Source organism: Pseudotabrizicola sediminis, assembly GCF_004745575.1.
Taxonomy (GTDB): Bacteria; Pseudomonadota; Alphaproteobacteria; order Rhodobacterales; family Rhodobacteraceae; genus Pseudotabrizicola; species Pseudotabrizicola sediminis.
The window spans coordinates 1-18997 of record NZ_RPEM01000012.1; the positions used below are offsets into that span (position 1 = coordinate 1).

General features: G+C 64.0%; 18 protein-coding genes. 9 read left to right on the forward strand and 9 right to left on the reverse strand.

From position 1 onward, the window contains the following. Nucleotides 1-102: 102 nt before the first annotated feature. From recJ to EEB11_RS15600, 4 genes are all read right to left on the reverse strand, one after another. On the reverse strand, nucleotides 103-1854 hold the full coding sequence (gene recJ, locus EEB11_RS15585) for a single-stranded-DNA-specific exonuclease RecJ (protein WP_135432896.1): 1752 nt from the start codon (nucleotides 1852-1854) through the stop codon (nucleotides 103-105). A 142-nt stretch (nucleotides 1855-1996) separates the two neighbouring features. Then, nucleotides 1997-2977, reverse strand: coding sequence for a class II fructose-bisphosphatase (gene glpX, locus EEB11_RS15590; protein WP_135432898.1), 981 nt, complete (start codon nucleotides 2975-2977; stop codon nucleotides 1997-1999). Nucleotides 2978-3378: 401 nt separating this feature from the next. Then, the gene (locus tag EEB11_RS15595) at nucleotides 3379-4689 is read right to left on the reverse strand and encodes a homoserine dehydrogenase (protein ID WP_135432900.1); all 1311 of its coding nucleotides are present in this window, start codon (nucleotides 4687-4689) and stop codon (nucleotides 3379-3381) included. A gap of 85 nt (nucleotides 4690-4774) precedes the next feature. After that, nucleotides 4775-5053: a hypothetical protein gene (locus tag EEB11_RS15600; RefSeq protein WP_135432903.1), complete on the reverse strand. Its 279-nt coding sequence runs from the start codon at nucleotides 5051-5053 to the stop codon at nucleotides 4775-4777. 168 nt (nucleotides 5054-5221) lie between these two features. Between EEB11_RS15600 and EEB11_RS15605 the strand changes: the two genes are divergently transcribed. Then, on the forward strand, nucleotides 5222-5713 hold the full coding sequence (locus tag EEB11_RS15605) for a hypothetical protein (protein ID WP_135432905.1): 492 nt from the start codon (nucleotides 5222-5224) through the stop codon (nucleotides 5711-5713). An 11-nt stretch (nucleotides 5714-5724) separates the two neighbouring features. Here EEB11_RS15605 and EEB11_RS15610 read toward each other — a convergent pair whose 3' ends face one another. From EEB11_RS15610 to EEB11_RS15620, 3 genes are read right to left on the reverse strand one after another with little or no spacing between them, the layout of a single operon-like run. Beyond that, nucleotides 5725-6366 carry a TadE/TadG family type IV pilus assembly protein gene (locus EEB11_RS15610; RefSeq protein ID WP_167852767.1) on the reverse strand — a complete coding sequence of 214 codons (642 nt, stop codon included), beginning with the start codon at nucleotides 6364-6366 and terminating at the stop codon, nucleotides 5725-5727. After that, a complete protein-coding gene (locus EEB11_RS15615) occupies nucleotides 6353-6889 on the reverse strand; it encodes a TadE/TadG family type IV pilus assembly protein (RefSeq protein WP_135432909.1) in 537 nt (178 codons plus the stop codon). Before EEB11_RS15615 ends, EEB11_RS15610 begins: the two co-directional genes overlap by 14 nt. Continuing rightward, the gene (locus EEB11_RS15620) at nucleotides 6886-8559 is read right to left on the reverse strand and encodes a VWA domain-containing protein (RefSeq protein WP_167852768.1); all 1674 of its coding nucleotides are present in this window, start codon (nucleotides 8557-8559) and stop codon (nucleotides 6886-6888) included. The genes EEB11_RS15615 and EEB11_RS15620 overlap by 4 nt, the downstream gene beginning before the upstream one ends. A gap of 366 nt (nucleotides 8560-8925) precedes the next feature. Here EEB11_RS15620 and EEB11_RS15625 point away from each other — a divergent pair, with 366 nt between their 5' ends. From EEB11_RS15625 to EEB11_RS15645, 5 genes are all read left to right on the forward strand, one after another. Beyond that, entirely contained in the window at nucleotides 8926-10356 is a 1431-nt protein-coding gene (locus EEB11_RS15625; protein ID WP_135432913.1) for a Glu/Leu/Phe/Val family dehydrogenase, read from the forward strand. Between the two features lie 122 nt (nucleotides 10357-10478). Beyond that, on the forward strand, nucleotides 10479-11729 hold the full coding sequence (locus EEB11_RS15630) for a sarcosine oxidase subunit beta family protein (protein ID WP_135432915.1): 1251 nt from the start codon (nucleotides 10479-10481) through the stop codon (nucleotides 11727-11729). A gap of 13 nt (nucleotides 11730-11742) precedes the next feature. Next, nucleotides 11743-12021: a sarcosine oxidase subunit delta gene (locus EEB11_RS15635; RefSeq protein WP_135432917.1), complete on the forward strand. Its 279-nt coding sequence runs from the start codon at nucleotides 11743-11745 to the stop codon at nucleotides 12019-12021. Then, nucleotides 12018-14936 carry a sarcosine oxidase subunit alpha family protein gene (locus EEB11_RS15640; protein WP_135432919.1) on the forward strand — a complete coding sequence of 973 codons (2919 nt, stop codon included), beginning with the start codon at nucleotides 12018-12020 and terminating at the stop codon, nucleotides 14934-14936. Before EEB11_RS15635 ends, EEB11_RS15640 begins: the two co-directional genes overlap by 4 nt. After that, nucleotides 14929-15459, forward strand: coding sequence for a sarcosine oxidase subunit gamma (locus tag EEB11_RS15645; RefSeq protein WP_245298938.1), 531 nt, complete (start codon nucleotides 14929-14931; stop codon nucleotides 15457-15459). The genes EEB11_RS15640 and EEB11_RS15645 overlap by 8 nt, the downstream gene beginning before the upstream one ends. 128 nt (nucleotides 15460-15587) lie before the next feature. Here the strand turns inward: EEB11_RS15645 and EEB11_RS15650 are convergent, their stop codons facing one another. Then, a complete protein-coding gene (locus EEB11_RS15650; RefSeq protein WP_135432922.1) occupies nucleotides 15588-16016 on the reverse strand; it encodes a VOC family protein in 429 nt (142 codons plus the stop codon). Nucleotides 16017-16247: 231 nt separating this feature from the next. Here EEB11_RS15650 and thyX point away from each other — a divergent pair, with 231 nt between their 5' ends. From thyX to parA, 3 genes are all read left to right on the forward strand, one after another. Next, nucleotides 16248-17153 (forward strand): FAD-dependent thymidylate synthase, encoded by a 906-nt coding sequence (thyX, locus tag EEB11_RS15655; protein ID WP_135432924.1) that lies wholly within the window; start codon nucleotides 16248-16250, stop codon nucleotides 17151-17153. Further along, complete coding sequence (locus EEB11_RS15660) at nucleotides 17150-17941, forward strand: hypothetical protein (protein ID WP_135432926.1); 792 nt, start codon at nucleotides 17150-17152, stop codon at nucleotides 17939-17941. Before thyX ends, EEB11_RS15660 begins: the two co-directional genes overlap by 4 nt. A gap of 98 nt (nucleotides 17942-18039) precedes the next feature. Then, nucleotides 18040-18666: a ParA family partition ATPase gene (gene parA, locus EEB11_RS15665; RefSeq protein ID WP_135432928.1), complete on the forward strand. Its 627-nt coding sequence runs from the start codon at nucleotides 18040-18042 to the stop codon at nucleotides 18664-18666. Here parA and EEB11_RS15670 read toward each other — a convergent pair. After that, entirely contained in the window at nucleotides 18657-18884 is a 228-nt protein-coding gene (locus tag EEB11_RS15670; RefSeq protein ID WP_135432930.1) for a hypothetical protein, read from the reverse strand. The two genes, parA and EEB11_RS15670, sit on opposite strands and share 10 nt — an antisense overlap. Nucleotides 18885-18997 lie beyond the last annotated feature (113 nt).

Below are 18997 nucleotides of genomic sequence, written 5' to 3' on the forward strand. Positions count from 1 at the left end.
TTGAAAACCTGGTGTCCTAACCGATAGACGAACGGGCCACTCTGTCGGTGGAGGGTGTTTAGTGGCACGGGCCCTGACTCGCAAGAGGAAAAACGCGAGATGTCAGCCGGTCGCGGGGGCCGCGTCTTCGAGCCGCAGCTGCACCTTGGTGCGGCCGCCCCAGTGGTTCAGCTCCAGCCGTCCGGCCAGATGGAATCGCCGGTGGCCGGCACCATCCAGTGCCGGGCCAAGCGGGGTGTCATAGGCCCCGAAGGCCATCGCCTCGACCTGTGCGCCCATGCCGTCGGACACCGCCAGTTTCAGGTGCTTGTCGCCGATCCGGCGCGGGGTGACAGCCACGTCGGCAAAGGCAAAGCGCGGGGCGGGGGCTCCTTGGCCAAAGGGGCCCGCGGCCTCGATCTGCTCGACAAAGGCGGGGGTGCAGGCCGAGGGCATCAGCAGGCTGTCGATGCGCAGGGCGCGCGGGCCTTCAACGCCCGCGCCCTGACGGCCCAGAAGGTCGGACAGCCGCGCCATCGCCTCGTCCAGCCGGTCTTGTGCAACTGTCAGCCCGGCGGCCATCTTGTGCCCGCCGCCCTTGATCAGCAGCCCCTCTGCCGCCACCCGCTGCACTGCGGCCCCCAGGTCGACCCCGGCGACCGACCGGCCAGAGCCTTTGCCGATTCCACCTTCCAGCCCGATGACGATGGCGGGGCGGTTGAACGCCTCTTTCAACCGGGCCGCCACGATGCCGACCACGCCGGGATGCCAGCCCTCAGACGCGGCCCAGATCAGAGGCGCATCCAGTCCCCGTGCCTCGGCCTGCGCCATCGCCTCTTCGCGGACGCGTTCGGTGATCTCGCGCCGCTCAGAGTTCAGCTGGTCCAGCCGGGCGGCCATCGCCGCCGCTGCACGCGGGTCATCGGTGGCGAGCAGCCGCGCGCCAAGGTCGGCCTGCCCGATCCGCCCGCCCGCATTCACCCGTGGCCCCAGCACAAAGCCAAGCGCGTAGGGCGTCGGGGCCTGATCCATGCGCGCCACATCGGCGAGGGCCACCAGCCCGGCGCGTTCGCGCCGCGCCATCACCTTCAGCCCCTGCCGCACCAGCGCTCGGTTCACACCGATCAACGGGGCCACATCGGCCACGGTGGCGAGCGCAACCAAATCCAGCATCGCCATCAGATCGGGGCCTTGAATGTCCGCCTCCCGCAGGCGGCGGTTGGCTTCAACCAGCATCAGGAACACCACGGACGCCGCGCACAGATGCGCCAGATCGCCGCTTTCATCCTGCCGGTTGGGGTTCACCACGGCCACGGCTGCGGGCAGCGTTTCAATGCCAAGGTGATGGTCCAGCACCACCACATCGCAGCCCGCTGCCGCAATCGGCTCATGGCTCAGCGTGCCGCAATCGACGCAGATGATCAGGTCATGCGCCGCCCCGAGCGCCTGCATGGCGGGCACGTTGGGGCCATAGCCCTCATCAATGCGATCGGGGATATAAAGCGTCGCCTCGCGCCCCATTGCGCGCAGCCAGATGATCAGCAGCGCCGCCGATGCCCCGCCATCGACATCGTAATCGGCAAACACCGCGATCCGCTGGCGCTGCTTCACTGCGTGCAGGAAGCGGTCGGTTGCCGACCCCATGTCGCGCAGGGTCAACGGATCGGGCAGCAGGTCGCGCAGGGCGGGGGAAAGAAAGGCGGGGGCGTCGCCGGGCGAGACCCCGCGCCGGACGAGCGTGTGGCACAGTGCCATCGGCAGCCGGGTCTGTTGCGCCATGGCTTCGGCCAGACGCTCCTCCTCGATCTCGGGGCCGGTCCAGCGGCGGCCAAGGACAGAGGCGTCAACGTTGAGGAAAGCGCGGGGAAGGGTCATGGCGGCGGTGTGCACCAGCCCGGACGGGGCTTCAACCGGAAATGTGGCGCCGGGGGCGGGTGACGGATGCCTCCGGCGGAAGTCTCTCAGAAGGCTGCAACCTGGCGGGGTGGGGCGCAGGGGTGGCTGCGCCCCGAAACGATCAGCGGCGGATCGGGTTGCGGTAGGTCATGCGGCGGACCGAGCCGGTTTTCGACCGCATCAGGATGGTTTCGGTGGTCAGGTGCGACGGCTCGCGCTTGATACCGGCCAGAAGGCTGCCGTCGGTCACGCCGGTTGCAGCAAAGATCACGTCGCCGCGCACCAGGTCATCGCGGGTGTAGACGCGGTCGAAGTTCTCGATCCCGGCCTTGCGGGCGCGGGCGCGTTCGTCTTCGTTGCGGAACAGCAGTTTGCCGAAGAACTGGCCGCCCATGCATTTGAGGGCCGCCGCCGCCAGCACACCTTCGGGCGCGCCACCCGAGCCCATGTACATGTCGATGCCGGTCAGGTCCGGTTCGGCGCAATGCATTACGCCGGCCACGTCGCCGTCAGTGATCAGGCGGATGGCAGCGCCGGTGGAGCGGATCTCGGCGATCATCTCTTCGTGCCGGGGGCGTTCCAGCACGCAGACGGTGATGTCATTGGTGGAGCAGCCCTTGGCGGCGGCGAGGGCCGACACCCGTTCGGACGGGGTCATGGTCAGGGTGACGGTGCCGATGCGGTGGCCGGGCCCGATGGCGAGCTTGTCCATATAGACGTCGGGCGCGTGCAGCAGCGAGCCGCGCGGGGCCATGGCGATCACGGTCAGGGCGTTGGGCATGTCCTTGGCGGTCAGCGTGGTGCCCTCTAACGGGTCCAGCGCGATGTCGACGGCGGGGCCGTTGCCCGTCCCGACCTCTTCGCCGATGTAGAGCATCGGGGCTTCATCCCGTTCGCCCTCGCCGATCACGACCACGCCCTTGATGTCCAGCAGGTTCAGCTGGTCGCGCATGGCGTTCACCGCTGCCTGATCGGCGGCCTTTTCGTCGCCGCGACCGATAAGCCCGGCGCTGGCCAGAGCCGCGGCCTCGGACACGCGGGCGAGACCGAGGGACAGCAGGCGGTCCTGGAACTCGGCGACTTTGGGCGGGGCGACGGTCATGATCTGTCCTTTGATCTGGAAATGCTTATGCGTCCGTTTAGCCTGCCCGGTCCCCGTGGGGCAAGCGTGATGGCGCTAACTGGCGCTGGAAATCCGTGGGGGTGCCGGGGGATTGGGCAGGGGTGTGACGGGCGGATGCCACAGGGATTTCCCTTGTGTTTCCGGGTTCATATAAAATTAAAATCAATGGCTTAGGATGTGGGTCGTCATGAATTGTTAAGGGATGCGCGGTGGAAAGGGCAGGCCCGGGGGGCCAGCCCCCCCAGTCCATTGGTTTCTTGAACCAATGGCGATACCAAAAGACAACCCGGGGATGTTTTTGAACAAGTGATTGGGGCGGGGAACGCGTCAGACGCGCCGACGGGACAGCTTCCGGGGGCTGACGGCTGAAGCTCGCCCGGTCAAACCTGTTCGATGCGGATGGCCACTGGGGCGCCGATCAACACGCCGGTGTGCCCGAACTGGTCGAGTGCGAAGGCCACATCGGCGGGTTGCGCCTTGTGCGTCACGATCAGCACGGTGGCCTTGTTGTCGGCCTCATCCGGCTGGTTCAGCTGACGCATCTGGTCAATCGAGATCCCGGCCTCGCCCAAAGCGGTGGCGATCTTGGCCAGTGCGCCGGGTTTGTCGAGCAGCGTCATACGCAGGTAATAGGGGGCAGGCGTGGCTGATTTTGCCGCCACAGGCGTGGCGAGGGATGCCGCCGGGCGACCAAAGGTGGACAACCGCGTGCCGCGCGCAATGTCAATCACATCGGCCATCACGGCGCTGGCGGTCGGACCTTCGCCCGCGCCCGCACCGCGCATCACGATCTGGCCCACAGAGTCCCCTTCCAGCACCACCATGTTGGTGCCGCCCTGCAACTGGCCCAGCGGGCTTTCGGCGGGCACAAGGCAGGGCGTCATCCGCTGTTCCAGACCCCGCCCGGTCATCTGCGCCACACCCAAGAGCTTGATGTGATACCCCATGTCATCGGCCAGCATGATATCGTCGATCGAGACATTGCCGATGCCTTCGAGTTCCACCTTGTCAAAGCTGACCTTTGTGCCGAAGGCGATGGCGGCCAGCAGCGACAGTTTGTGGCCTGCGTCGATGCCGCCGACATCAAGGTTCGGGTCAGCCTCAAGATAGCCAAGCTGCCGCGCCTCTTCGAACACGGTTTCATAGGGCAGGCCGGAGGCCTGCATCCGGGTCAGGATATAGTTGCAGGTGCCGTTCATCACGCCCATGACGCGGGTGATCTGGTTGCCGGCCAGTCCTTCGGTAAGGGTCTTGATGACGGGGATGCCGCCTGCCACCGCCGCCTCGAACCGGATCACCCGGCCTTGCGCCTCGGCGGCCATGGCGAGGGCGTTGCCGTGATGCGCCAACAGGGCCTTGTTGGCGGTGACCACATCCTTGCCCGCTGCAATCGCCGCTTCGGTCGCCAGACGGGCGGGGCCTTCATGGCCGCCCATCACCTCGACAAACACGTCGATGTCATCGCGGCGGGCCAGCGCCACCGGGTCGGTTTCCCACGGGTAATCTGACAGGTCGGCATCGCGGTTCTTTTGCGGATCGCGCGCCGAGACGGCGGTAATCACCACCGGGCGCCCCGCGCGGGCGGCGATCAGATCGGCATGGCGTTGCACGATCTTGACCACACCGATCCCGACGGTTCCCAGACCGGCAAGACCAATGCGCAGGGGGGCGGGATTGGAGGGGGCGGTCATGGGATACTCCGTCATCAGCATGTGTTGCGGTCTTAGCCTGACTGCGGGGCCAAGGCAACGCGGTGCTGGTGGGGGTGGGGTGCGGTTATTGGCTGCGCAGGGCTGCAGCCCGGGCACGCAGGCGGCTGGCGCGGGCATCGAGCGGGGCAACCGCCCCTTCGCCGCTGCCCACCGCATCGGCCTGCGCTAGAATGCCGTCCAGCGGCACAAGAACCGGGGCGGGGCCTGTCGCGGCGGTGTTGGTCTGGGCCGCGATGTCGGGCAAAGGGGCGCAGGCCGACAGCACAAGGCCGACAAGGGCCGCAAGCACGGCAGCGGCCGGGCGGCGCTGTTGAAGGGTGCGCAGGGGGGCAGGCGGCATCATCGGGCAATCCATCGGCAGCCAGAGCGGCTGGGCTTTCGCCGACCCTAGGCAGGTTCGGTGAACGGGGCAAGAGGGCGGGGCGGCAACACCGTACTGGTGCAAGCCCCTATCGCCGCGATGTGCGCTGGTCTAAGGCTGGGGGTCAGAGCGCCAACCCCGGAGCCGCCGATGTCTGACCCCAGTGCCGAAACCCTGCCCGTGCTTGCCGAGTTGCGCCCGTCGCCGCCGCGGCGGGTGGTGGGGGTGGTCATTCTGGCGACTTTGGGCGCTTCGCTGGTGTATCTGGCCATGGCCTATCCGTCGGCGGTGATCGGCTGGACTCTGTTCCTGTTTTGCTTCGGGCTTGCCTGTCTGTGGCTGGCGGTGCGGATGTGGCAATCGACCGGGCGGGGCTTGCGGCTGACCCGCGCGGCGCTGAGCGATCACAACGGGGTGGTGCTGGCGCGGGTGGATCAGATCCGCGCGGTGCGTCGCGGGGTGTTTGCGTTCAAGCCGGCGGGGGGGTTTACCCTGCGGCTGGCGGACCCTGCCCCCCGCGGCTGGGCGCCGGGGCTGTGGTGGCGGCTGGGCCGCTCGGTGGGCGTGGGCGGGGTCACCCACCGGCACGAGGCGCGCTATATGGCCGAGGTGCTGGATCAGATGATCCGCGCGCGGGAATAACGGGCGGCCGGTCAGCCGCAGGCCACGCCGCGCAGGCAGATTTTGGACATGAAGCGGGGACGGGTCACGACAACATGATACATGCTGTCCAGATCAAGCGCCTGCATCGCCCAGTTGGTCAGGCTGAACATCGGCTCGAAGTCCACCGTCGCTTCGACCACGATCAGCGCGTCGCCGTCAAACATCACCGGAAGATGGCCTTGAATCGTGGTCAGCGAAGATGTGGTCAGGCGCGGAAGGGTGGTTGTGCTGGAGCGTGACCACAGCACGCGATACCCGTTGGTGTCGTCGAAAAAGACGCTGGTGACGCGGGTGCGGGTCGGCAGCGTGTCGCCCATCATGTATTGCATGGTGCTGAACATGCCTTCCACATAAACCTCGGGCACGCCCTGCATATCCTGATTGCGGGTCAGCAGGTCTGACACCGAATAGGCGGCCTTTTGCGAGCGGTTGGCCACGTCAAAGGCATCCCAATAGGTGAAGGTGCCGAGGATGCAGAACAGATAGAGCGGCAGCATCATCATCATTTCCGCCGAGGCGAGGCCATCTTCGTTGCGGGTAAAGCCGCGCAGCGAGGAGCGTAGGTGGTTCAATGAGTTTTTGATGAATTTGGGGCGCATCATGATGTTCCAGTTGTCCTCAGGATGGTTCATTGACGAAGCTGGAGATGGCGGCGATGCCGATGCCGCCGGTGCTGTCTTTCTGCAGCTGGCGGCCGAACATGGCGTCGGGCAGCAGGACCGGGATGATGATGCAGGCGCGCACCAGCATCAGTTCCTGCTGACGCCCGGGCGAGAAGGTGACGACGGGCTGAATCTCTTCGTCGTTGTTGACACAGGTGACCGGGGTCTGCGGCATGGCCCAGGTGGTGGTGGACACCGGCTGCAGTTCGATCATCATCTGGTCTTCGCAATTGCCGATGATGGTGGCGCGTGAACAGATGGCGGCCTTCAACTTGTCTGCGGTCGGGTTTTCAACCTGACCCAGCCGCAGCTCGCGCATCGACACGTCCAGCGCGTGGTCCAGCATGACCGATTTGATCGTCATGATCCCCAGTTCCGCCGCCCAGAAGAACATGCCCATGTAGAGCGGGAAGAACAGGGCAAATTCTACCGAGGCGAGGCCACGTTCATCCTTGCGGAAGGGGCGGAACAGGGTGCGGATGCGGCGGATCATTGGGTCAGTTTCAACTGGCTGATGTTGGTGGCGATTGACCGGAACGCGGTGCGGATTTCCAGCCCGCGCGCGTTGAAGAAATGCGCGGGCGAGCTGGCACATCTCTCGATTTCGGCGCGGCCGTTCGGCGGGGCTTCGAAGGCGATGCCGTAGATCAGCACATCGCGCGCCCCGGCCAAAGCGCAGACCGACTGCAGCTGGGTGTTCATCGTGCCTGTCGGGGTCTGGGTGCGCATCGTGTTCATCTGGTTCGCCTGCGTGCCGCCGATGGCCCGGACGTAAAGCTGCTGGGCGACCCATGACACGCGCACACTGGCCCAGACACCCTGCCATGTCTGTGGGGTGGCACCGGTGTAGATTGCGTTGGTGCTGTAGCAGGTGCTGGTGTTGGGGTTGGAGCCGTTCCACGGGCGTGAGTGCCAAGTGTTCAGGTGTGGCACGTAAAACGGGCGGCTGTTGCAGAGTCTGGTCGAGTTCGAGGCATCGACCCGGGACGCATGGAAGATCGAATACTCGTTGACGGAATTGGCGCGCCAGATCGGCGAGTCTCCGTGGCGGTAGTCTGCGTTCATCCGCTCTTCGGGCCAATGCTCGCCATCGGTCATCAGCACGATGATCTTCATCGCATCTTCGGCGTTGTAGTCATATGGCCGGTCGTTGAAATAGGATGGCGTGTGCCCGGCAGCTACAAAGCCTGTGTACAGCCCCCTGGCCGACGGGTCGAGCATTGCCATGCCCCATTTCATGCCGGCGTTGATCGAGGTGGCGCCAATGGCGGTCAGGTTTGAGATATGGCTTTTCAGCTGCGTCTTGTTGTTGGTCGGCGCACGGATCACGTTCACAGTCGAAGGCGGGCACCAGCGGTTCCCCGTGGCCACCGTGGCATTGCTGTGGGTGGGGGAGATATAGCTGCCGGTGGTGGTGCCTGAATACGTGTCGGCATGGGCGGTGACCGGCATGGGCGTTGTGCGCGACAGGGTCAGGCTGCCATAGGTCGAAGCGGGCAGATCAAAGCAGTTGACGTTTTCGACCCCGTGATCATCCTGGACGTTGAACAGGTTCTGCATGTATTGCGGCAGGTTCACCTGACCGTTGTACGGCACGATGCCGATCGAGACCCGGTTTTCAAAATCCTGATCCAGCACGGTGTCGATGAATTCATTTGCCGCCGATTTCAGGTTGGTCAGCTTGGTGCCGCCCATCGAGCCGGACACGTCCAGAACCAGCATGATTTCGATATTGTTGATGCGCTGTTCCGCCTGCGACACGCCCGCTGCCATCAGCTTGGTGCTGTTGGTCGTATCATACAGGTTCATGAAGATCGGTGTGAGTTCGGTTTCCGCCTCGGCCCGGACGGTGGAGCCGTTGAAGGTGCGTTCGTACTGCACCAGTTTCAGGTTCTCGGACAGACCGGCCTTGGCGAAGTAATCCCGCACCACATCTTCGGCCTCCAGTTCCTGGGTCAGCGAGGCGGCGGCCAGCGTGGCGCGGTCCAGCGTCTGTTGCTGCTTGGTCCGCACCGTTTCAAAATGGATGATGTCCACGCCGATCCCGGCGACCGTCAACATCAGGGTCAGCATGACGACAGTGAAGGCAATGATATGGCCGTCTTCGTCCCTGACGAAGCGGGTCACACTCTGGCGCGAACGCATCTTGGCAGCACTGAACATTCTGTGGTCCATTTCAATGTCCCTGATTGCCATGGCCCCGCCCCCACGGAGTTCTGGTCAGCATAATCTGGGATCACATGACGCACACAGCGCGGCAAAATTGTGGCGCAGGCCCGGCACAGGCCGCTGGACCGGGGTTGCGCGAAACGATGGCGCGAAAGGCAATGAATTGTCGTGCGAGTCGCAACAGACCAAAGCAATTTGTACCCTGCCACGGGGCTGATTTCGCCGTCCAGCCTGATGTGAGGACGAATCGATTCGTATTTTCATCATCCGGCACAGTCGTTTTGCGGTGAACTGTTCACAAACTGTCGCTAGGTTGGGCGCGGGTGCGTGTTTTTGCACCCGGCCTGACAGGAGGATGGCATGACCAGAGACGGCGAACTGAGCTTTCGGGATTCTGTGGATCTGATGTTCAACCGCGCAGTGCGGCTGATGGATCTGAGCCCCGGACTGGAACAGAAAATCCGCGTCTGCAATTCGACCTATACCGTGCGCTTTGGCGTGCGCCTGCGCGGCAAGATCGAAACCTTCACTGGCTACCGCTCGGTCCATTCCGAACATATGGAGCCGGTCAAGGGTGGCATCCGCTATGCCCTGTCGGTCAACCAGAACGAGGTTGAGGCGCTGGCCGCGCTGATGACCTATAAATGCGCGCTGGTGGAAACGCCGTTTGGCGGGTCCAAAGGCGGCTTGTGCATTGACCCACGCATGTGGGAGGAGCACGAGCTGGAACTGATCACCCGGCGCTTTGCCTATGAGCTGATCAAGCGCGACCTGATCAACCCGGCGCAGAACGTGCCCGCCCCCGACATGGGCACGGGCGAGCGGGAAATGGCCTGGATCGCCGACCAATATAAACGGATGAACACCACCGACATCAACGGCAACGCCTGTGTGACCGGCAAGCCGATCTATGCGGGTGGCATTCAGGGCCGGGTCGAGGCGACGGGGCGCGGCGTGCAATATGCGTTGCAGGAATTCTTCCGCCACCCCGAAGACAAGGCACGCGCCGGGCTGACCGGTTCGCTGGAGGGCAAGCGGGTAATCGTGCAGGGCCTTGGCAATGTGGGCTATCACGCCGCCAAGTTCCTGTCGGAGGAAGATGGCTGCATCGTCACCGCCATCATCGAACGCGATGGGGCATTACAAAGCGACGGCGGGCTGAATGTCGAAGACGTGCGGCAATGGATGGCCAAGCAGGGCACGATCCGGGGCTATCCGTCAGCCGCTTTTGTGGAAGATGGCACGCATCTGCTGGAGGCCGAGTGCGACATTTTGATCCCCGCCGCGATGGAAGGGGTGATCCACAAGGACAATGCCGCCAACATCAAGGCCCCGCTGATCATCGAGGCGGCGAATGGCCCGGTGACCTTTGGCGCGGATGAGATTTTGCGCACCAAGGGCGTGGTGATCATTCCCGACATGTATGCCAATGCGGGCGGCGTGACGGTGTCGTATTTCGAATGGGTCAAGAACCTGTCGCATATCCGCTTTGGCCGGATGCAGCGCCGCGCCGAAGAGGCACGCTCGCGCCTTCTGGTCGAAGAGCTGGAGCGGTTGTCGGCGGATCAGGATCTGGGCTGGACGCTTGCCCCCGGGTTCAAGGAGAAGTTCCTGACCGGATCAGACGAGCTGACGCTGGTGCGGTCGGGTCTGGAAGACACGATGCGCATTGCCTATCAGGCGATGCGCAAGGTGTGGCACGAACGTGATGATGTCGATGACCTGCGCACGGCGGCCTATATCGTGTCGATCAGCCGCGTGGCGCAGGCCTATATGTCCAAGGCGCTGTAAGCGTCACGCGCAGATCAGCCATCTGCGACAGGTGATGTCGCGGATGGCATTGGCTTTGCCGCCGATCCTTGCTTATCTGACCACGACCCGGTTGACGGCCGCCGGTCAGGGAAAGGTCTGTCATGCGCTATTCCGGCTTCAAGGTGCTCGTTCAGGGTCTGTTCGGCAATACTGGCTGGACACCCGCCTGGCGCGACCCTGCGCCCAAGGCAGACTATGACGCGGTGATCATCGGTGGCGGCGGGCACGGGCTGGCCACGGCGTATTATCTGGCGAAGAACCATGGGCTGACCAATATCGCGGTGCTGGAAAAGGGCTATCTCGGGTCCGGCAATATTGGCCGCAACACCACGATTGTGCGGGCGAATTACTTTCTGCCCGGCAATTCCGAGTTTTACAGCCATTCCCTGAAACTGTGGGAGGGGCTGGAGGCGGACCTGAACTACAACGTGATGCACAGCCAGCGCGGGCTGATCAACCTGTTCCATTCCGACGGCCAGCGCGATGCCTTTGCCCGGCGCGGCAATGCCATGATCAATCAGGGCGATGATGCGGTGCTGCTGGACCGTGACGGCGTACGCGAGATCCTGCCCTATCTGGATTATGACAACACCCGGTTCCCGATCTATGGCGGACTGTTGCACCCGCGCGGGGGCACGGCGCGGCATGATGCGGTGGCCTGGGGCTATGCCCGCGCGGCGGACCGGCGCGGGGTGGACCTGATCCAGAACTGCGAAGTGACCGGGATCGACATTGTGGATGGCCGTGTGACCGGCGTGCAGACCACGCGCGGGGCGATCCGGGCGAAAAAAGTCGGCATGGTGGTCGCAGGCCGGTCGGGGCAGGTGGCGGCGATGGCGGGGCTGCGGCTACCCATCGAGTCGCATGTGCTGCAGGCCTTCGTGACCGAGGGGCTGAAGCCGGTGATCAACCATGTGATCAGCTTTGGCATGGGGCATTTCTATATCAGCCAGTCCGACAAGGGCGGCCTCGTGTTCGGCGGCGATCTGGATTTTTATGCCAGCTACGCCTCGCGCGGGAACCTGCCGATGGTGGAACATGTGATGGAAGCCGGGATGACCCTGATGCCGATGATCGGCCGCGCCCGCGTGCTGCGGTCCTGGGGTGGGATCATGGACATGACGCCGGACGGATCGCCGATCATCGACAAGACGCCGGTGGACGGGTTGTTTATCGACGCGGGCTGGAACTACGGCGGCTTCAAGGCCGTGCCGGCCTCGGGCTGGTGCATGGCGCATCTGATGGCCACCGGGGACAGCCACCCCGTTGCCGCGAAATTCCGGCTGAACCGTTTTGCCACCGGCCATATCCTCGACGAGGAAGGCACCGGCAGCCAGCACAACCTGCATTGAGGGAAACCCTGTCATGCGCCTGACCTGCCCGCTTTGTGGCCCGCGCGACCGGCGGGAGTTCTATTATTCGGGTGACGCGGTCCTGCTCGCTCGGCCCGCGACCGACGCGCCGCCCGGCGCCTGGGATGACTACCTGCACAACCGCGACAATCCTGCGGGGGTGACGCAGGACCTTTGGTATCATGAACAAGGCTGCTGTTCCTGGCTGAAGGTCACCCGAAACACGGTGACGCATGAGATTTTATCTGTAGAGAGTGTTGCCGGCACCAGCACCGCAGGGGGTGCGGCATGAGGATTGACGGCAGGGGTCGGATCGACCGCACGCGGCCTGTCACCTTCCGCTTCGATGGCCGCGTTTTCGCGGGCTACAAGGGCGATACGCTGGCCTCGGCCCTGATCGCCAATGATGTGCGGGTGGTGGGGCGCAGTTTCAAATACCACCGCCCGCGCGGGATTCTGACGGCGGGGTCAGAGGAGCCCAATGCACTGGTCGAGATTGTCGGCCCCGCCAACCAGACCCCGAACACGCGGGCGACGGTGCAGGAGCTGTTCGAGGGGCTGGTGGCGCGCAGCCAGAACCGCTGGCCATCGTTGCGCTTTGACGCGTTGGAGGTGAACGATCTGGCGGCACCGTTTCTGTCGGCGGGGTTCTATTACAAGACCTTCATGTGGCCGCGCCGGTTCTGGGAAGGTCTGTATGAGCCGGTGATCCGTCGCGCGGCGGGGTTGGGCAGCCTGTCGGGGCGGCACGATGAAGGGGTCTATGAAAAGGCCTGGGCGCATTGTGACTTGCTGGTGATCGGGGCGGGGCCTGCGGGGTTGATGGCGGCGCTGACTGCGGCGCGGGCCGGGGCAGATGTCATTCTGGCCGACGAGTCGTCAGAGCCGGGGGGGCGGTTGCTGTCGGATGATGCGGTGATCGACGGTTTGTCTGGCGCTGACTGGGTGGCGCAGGTGCTGGCGGAACTGGCCAGCCTGCCGAATGTGCGGCTGATGACGCGCACCACCGTGACCGGGGTCTATGATGACGGCACTTATGGTGCGCTGGAGCGCGTCGGTCTGCACCGCCGCCCGCGCCCAAACCTGCCGCGCGAGTGTTTCTGGCGGATTGTGGCCAAACGCTCTGTGCTTGCGGCGGGCGCTTTGGAGCGGGGCATTGCGTTTCAGGACAATGACCGGCCCGGGGTGATGCTCGCCTCCAGCCTGCCTGCTTACTTGAACCGTTACGGTGTGGTGCCGGGGCAAAAGGTGACGTTGTTTGCCAATAATGACTCGGTGCGCGCCACGGCGCGCAGCCTGATGGCGGCGGGGGTGACCGTGGCGGCGATCATCGACCCGCGCGAGGACGCGCCGGACGAGCCGGGGATCACGGTACACAAGGGCGCGCAGGTAAAGCGCGCCCGGGGCCGGATGGGGCTGCGCGAGGTTCTGGTGCGTGTGGGTGGGCGCGAGATCACGGTAGAGACGGATTGTCTGGGCGTATCGGGCGGCTGGAACCCGTCGCTCCATCTGACCTGCCATATGAACGGCCGCCCGCGCTGGTCAGACGATCTGGCCGCCTTCGTGCCGGTCGAGGGCGCGGTGCCGGGGATGCTGGTGGCGGGGGCGGCGAATGGATCGTTTTCCACCCATGGCTGTCTGGCGGCGGGCACACAGGCAGCGCGGGCCAGTCTTGAAGCCTTGGGCGTGACGGTGGGGCAGGCCGATCTGCCACAGGCTGATGATGCGCCGTACCGGATCGCGCCGTTGTGGGCGGTGCCGGGCAAGGGCCGTGCCTGGCTGGATTTTGCCAATGACGTGACGGTCAAGGATGTGACGCAGTCGGCACAGGAGGGGTTCCGGTCGGTCGAGCACATGAAGCGCTATACCACCCAAGGGATGGCCCCGGATCAGGGGAAAAACTCGAACGTGGCGGCGCTGGCGGTGCTGGCGGATGCCACCGGGCGGGGAATCCCCGAGACCGGGACCACGACTTTCCGCCCGCCCTTTGCGCCGGTGTCGATTGCCGCGATGGGGGCCGGGGGGCGGGGGGAGGGCTTTGCCCCGCAGCGGTTCCTGACCAGCGATCAGGCCAGCCGCGACCGGGGTGCCCCGATGGTGGAGGCCGGGTTGTGGTACCGGCCCGGATACTTCCCCAAGCCGGGGGAGAGGACGTGGCGTGAGGCTTGTGACCGTGAGGTCAGGATGGTGCGATCATCCGTGGGGGTGACGGATGTATCGACCCTCGGCAAGATTGACATTCAGGGGCCGGATGCCGGGCGGTTTCTGGATTTTGTCTATACCAACACGTTTTCCACCTTGCCGGTCGGCAAGGTGCGCTATGGGCTGATGCTGCGCGAGGATGGTCATGTGCTGGATGACGGCACCTGTGCGCGGCTGGGGCAGGATCATTGGCTGATGACCACCACCACCGCCGCCGCCGGGCTGGTGATGCGGCATCTGGAGTTCGTGAGCCAGGCGTTCTGTGCCGGGTGGCAGGTGCGCTTTGTGTCGGTGACGGAAGCTTGGGCGCAGTTTGCCGTGGCCGGGCCGCTGGCGCGTGATCTGGTGGCCTCGGCCCTGGGCCATGCGCCCGACCTGCCGTTCATGGGCTGTGCGCATGTGGTGGTGCAGGGTATTGCGGGGCGGTTGTTCCGCATCTCGTTCTCTGGCGAAGAAGGGTATGAGCTGGCGGTGCCGACGCGCTATGGCGAGGCGCTGTTTCGCGACCTGACGGCGCGGGCCGAGACGATGGGCGGGGGACTGTACGGGATGGAGGCGCTGAACGTGCTGCGGATCGAGAAGGGGTTCATCACCCATGCCGAGATCCATGGCCGCACCACCGCCTTTGACATTGGCATGGAAAAGATGGTCAGCGGCAAGAAGGACTGCATCGGCAAGGCGGCGGCGGCGCGTCCGGGCATGACCGGGCCTGCGCGCGAGCAGATGGTGGGGCTGGTGCCGCTGACTGATGATGTGCTGACGGCGGGGGCGCATCTGTTTGCGCAAGGGGTGGACCTGACGCGTGAACACTCGGCGGGGTATGTCACGTCGGTCGGCTATTCGCCGACGCTGCAAAGCCATCTGGCGCTGGGCTTTTTGCAGAACGGCCGCGCGCGGCATGGTGAGACGGTGCGGCTGGTGGATCGCTTGCGCGGGGTGGATGTACTGTGCCGGGTGAGCGACCCGGTGTTCCACGACCCAAAAGGGGAGAAGCTGCGTGCCTGACCTGATTGCCAAATCTGCGCTGGGCTTGCCCCCGCTGACCCATGCCGGCACCACGCTGATGGAATCGGCCTTGCCGCAGATCACCGCCATTGCACCGTTTCCGGGCCAGACGGGGGCGGTGGGTGATGCGCTGGGCCTGGCGTTCCCCGCGCCGAACCGCGTGACCGAGGCGGGCGATGCAAGGCTGGTCTGGGCCGGGCGCGATCTGGCCTTTCTGATCGGCGCAGCAGCACCCGATGGCCTGCCCGCTTCGGTCACCGATCAGTCTGACGGCTGGGTTGCGCTGACGCTGTCGGGCGCGCGGGCGGTGGATGTTCTGGCGCGGCTGGTGCCGCTCGATCTGCGCGGCGTGCAGCGGGGGCAGGCGTTCCGCACCGCGCTGAACCACCTGCCGCTGGTCCTGATGGCCGAGGGGGAGGGGGCATTTACCCTGCTGACGTTCCGCTCGATGGCGCGCACAGCCTGGCATGAAATCAGCGATGCGATGGAGAAGGTGGCGGCACGGACGGCGCTGGTGCAATAACCGGGTGCGCCGCGCTTTGGTATGTTTGCCAGACTGGAACGGAAACGCGCGTCTTCCCTGCTATCTTCTGTCTGAAAATATCCTCGGGGCCCCGGGGGCAGACAGCCCCCCGGAGGGGGCTGCCGGGATCACCAGTGGCCGGTGTTTTCCATGCTGGTCCAAGGCTCTGCCGGGGCCAGCGCCTCGCCCTTCTGCAGCAGTTCGACCGAGATATTGTCAGGGCTGCGGACAAAGGCCATACGGCCATCACGCGGGGGGCGGTTGATCAGCACGCCATTGGCCTGCAGATGGGCGCAGGTGGCGTAGATGTCATCGACCTCATAGGCCAGATGGCCGAAGTGGCGGCTGTCGGACGGCAGGCCATCATCACCATCCCAGTTGTAGGTCAGCTCGACGGGGCATTCGGGCTGGCCGGGGGGGGCCATGAAGATCAGCGAGAACCGCCCCTTTTCGCTGTCATTCCGGCGGGTTTCTTCCAACCCCAGCAGCCGATAGAACGCCATCGACGCCTCCAGATCCCTGACCCGGACCATGGTGTGCAGATATTTCAGTGCCATCGTAAATCACTCCTCATTCTTCTGCGCCCATCTTAGCGCCCGCGCCGGGAAAGGCGAGGGGTGCCGGGCGAACCAGTCATACCCCGCCATTGTATCAATGAATCCATGCAGCTGCACGGCAGCGTGAAACAGAATGGCCGCGCACCCTTGCGAGGGTTCCCCAACCTCTCGTATCCTGTGCGCCAATGATGCCCACATCTTGTGAACGCCCGGATTCGAAAGGCCAGCCCCATGCCGCTTTCCCCTGATCAGATTGCCGAAATCGACGCCGCGCGTGCCACCCCGCGCCAGACCCTGCGGGCGGTGTCCGACGGGATGGAGGCGCATCTGTACCGCGCGCATGAGGTGCTGGACCACGGCTTCATTCGCGTGATCGACTATATGGGCGACGATGCCGCCATCGTGCAGGCGGCGCGGGTGAGCTACGGCGCGGGCACGAAGCATGTGTCGAACGACGAAGGGCTGATCCGCTATCTGATGCGGCACTGGCATTCGACCCCGTTCGAGATGTGCGAGATCAAGCTGCACGTCAAACTGCCGGTATTTGTCGCCCGCCAGTGGATCCGCCACCGCACCGCCAACGTCAACGAATACTCCGCGCGCTATTCGATTCTGGACCGCGAATTCTACATCCCCGCGCCCGACCAGCTGGCCGCGCAAAGCACGGTCAACAATCAGGGGCGCGGCGCGGTGCTGCAGGGCGAGGAGGCCGCACGGGTGCTGGAGGTGCTGAAACGCGACGCGGGGCAGGCGTTTGACAGCTATGAGTCGATGCTGAGCCAGGACGGCCAGCAGGGGCTGGCGCGGGAACTCGCGCGGATGAACCTGCCGATGAACACCTATACCCAATGGTATTGGAAAACCGACCTGCACAACCTGTTCCACTTCCTGCGCCTGCGCGCCGACGCCCATGCGCAGTATGAGATCCGGGTCTATGCCGAGGCGATTGCGGCCTGTGTGAAGGACTGGGTGCCGTTGGCTTTTGCCGCGTTCGAGGATTACCGGATGGGCGGGGTGACGCTAAGTGCGAAGGCGGTGGAAGTGTTGAAGCGGCGGCTGGCTGGCGAGGTTGTGGGCCAGCCGGAGAGTGGGATGAGCAAGGGGGAATGGCGGGAGTTTGAGGGGGTTTGGGGGTGAGGCTACTAGACAGGGGGAATTTTGCCTTAGGATTTACTGCAGGTGGTTTGCTTGCCTTACTGACGCTTTTGACGCTGAATTTTTTTGAAGTTGGTCTTAGTGAAGGCTCATTTTCAACGCTGATTGGAGCTGTAATTGGTGCAGCTATAGCGTTTATGGGATCTTTGCTCGTCGCGGTTCAGGCGAAACAAGTTCGTGATGAGGATCGAAAGTTTTCTGATTCTGCTATGCTACACTCAATTCTAACAAAGCTGTTCGACTTGGATGATGCATTGCAGAAAACTAGGCGACACTTTATGATATACGACCCTTCGGCTAAAGTTATCATGCAACGAGAAGCAGGTGAAGTGTCGTTTTCGACCCCCCTTCAAGGGCTTTGGCGATTGATTGAGTTCAGCGTGAGTGAGCGAACTTTTTTGCTGAGACTTCGAGGGGGCGACTTCTTTACTGCCTTGAGCGATGTAAATGGTATTAGTGAGAACTTTCACGTTTTGCGTGAACGACACAAGCAGGCTTATTACACTCTGTTGGAGGAAGTGGTTGCTGGCGGAGTAACGCGCAGGGGCTATTTAGTCACCAGTGTGGTCGATACAACAAGCCATAATTTAATGGTCATGATGGACGTAGATGGCGCATTGAGAAGTTTATTGGAAAGTTCGTCAGGAACGGTAGTCGATTTTTTGAATAAGATGATTGATTTGTCGAATGAAATGACAGAACGCAAGATTGCATATGAGGTTACGTATAATCCGCCTGCCTCAGAAAACTATATGCGCCAAGAATATTGAATGATTATTTGCATAGCGAGGGGAAGCGAGCACCCAAACCTCCCCCCTATCCCCACACCCCGAATCACTCTATGCTGCACCGCAGAAATGGAGTCTCCATGGGTCAGGTCATCACGGTTGCGCAGCAGAAGGGTGGGTCGGGGAAGACCACGCTTTCGGTCAATCTGGCGGTGGAGCTGGTGCGGCGGGGGGTGTCGGTGGCGCTGCTCGACACCGACCCGCAAGGCTCTTTGGGCCGCTGGTTCATGGCGCGGCGCGAGCGCTTGGGCGATCCGGGGATGGATCTGTCGACCGCCAGCGCCTGGGGCGTGGGCTATGAATGTGAAAAGCTGCGCAAAACCCATGACATCGTGATCATCGACACGCCGCCCAAGATCGACGCCGATCTGCGGCCCAGCTTGCGTGAGGCGTCCCTGATCCTGATCCCGGTATCGGCCAGCCATGTCGATCTGTGGGCAACCGACGGGGTGCTTGATCTGGCCGCGCGCGAAAGCCGCCCGACCATGATCGTGCTGAACCGCTGCAAGGCGGGCACGCGGCTGGGCGAAGAGGTGGCCAATGCGGCGGGCGATCTGGCGCAGGTGGCAGACGCGCGGCTTGGCCAGCGGGTGGCCTATGCCGAGACGATGGGCAACGGGCTGGCGGTCTCCGAAGTTGGCAAATCGCCTGCCGCGACCGAGATTGCGGCGCTGGCCACCGAAGTGATGGCGCGGCTTCAGGCCTGAGGCGGGTCGTCCGGGCCGGTGCCATCTGCGGGCTGATCCGGTCCGCGCACGATCAGCATCCAGAAGGCGAAGGCCCCAAGTGCGGCCGAGAGCATGCCCCAGCCGGTGCTGCCGTTGACGAATTCGAAAAACGCCCAGGCCACCGGCACCAGTGCCGAAACCCAGCGCACCCAGGCCTTGGCAAAGAACGGGTGATTGGGGTCTAGGAATTTTTTCATGCGCGCCTTCCCGGTTGGAACCGGGGTAGCGGTTTCCCCGGCGCATTCCAAGCCCCCAATGCCGCGAATTCTGCCCGGTGCTGCCCTTGTCTTGCCGTGATCGGGGCGTCAGG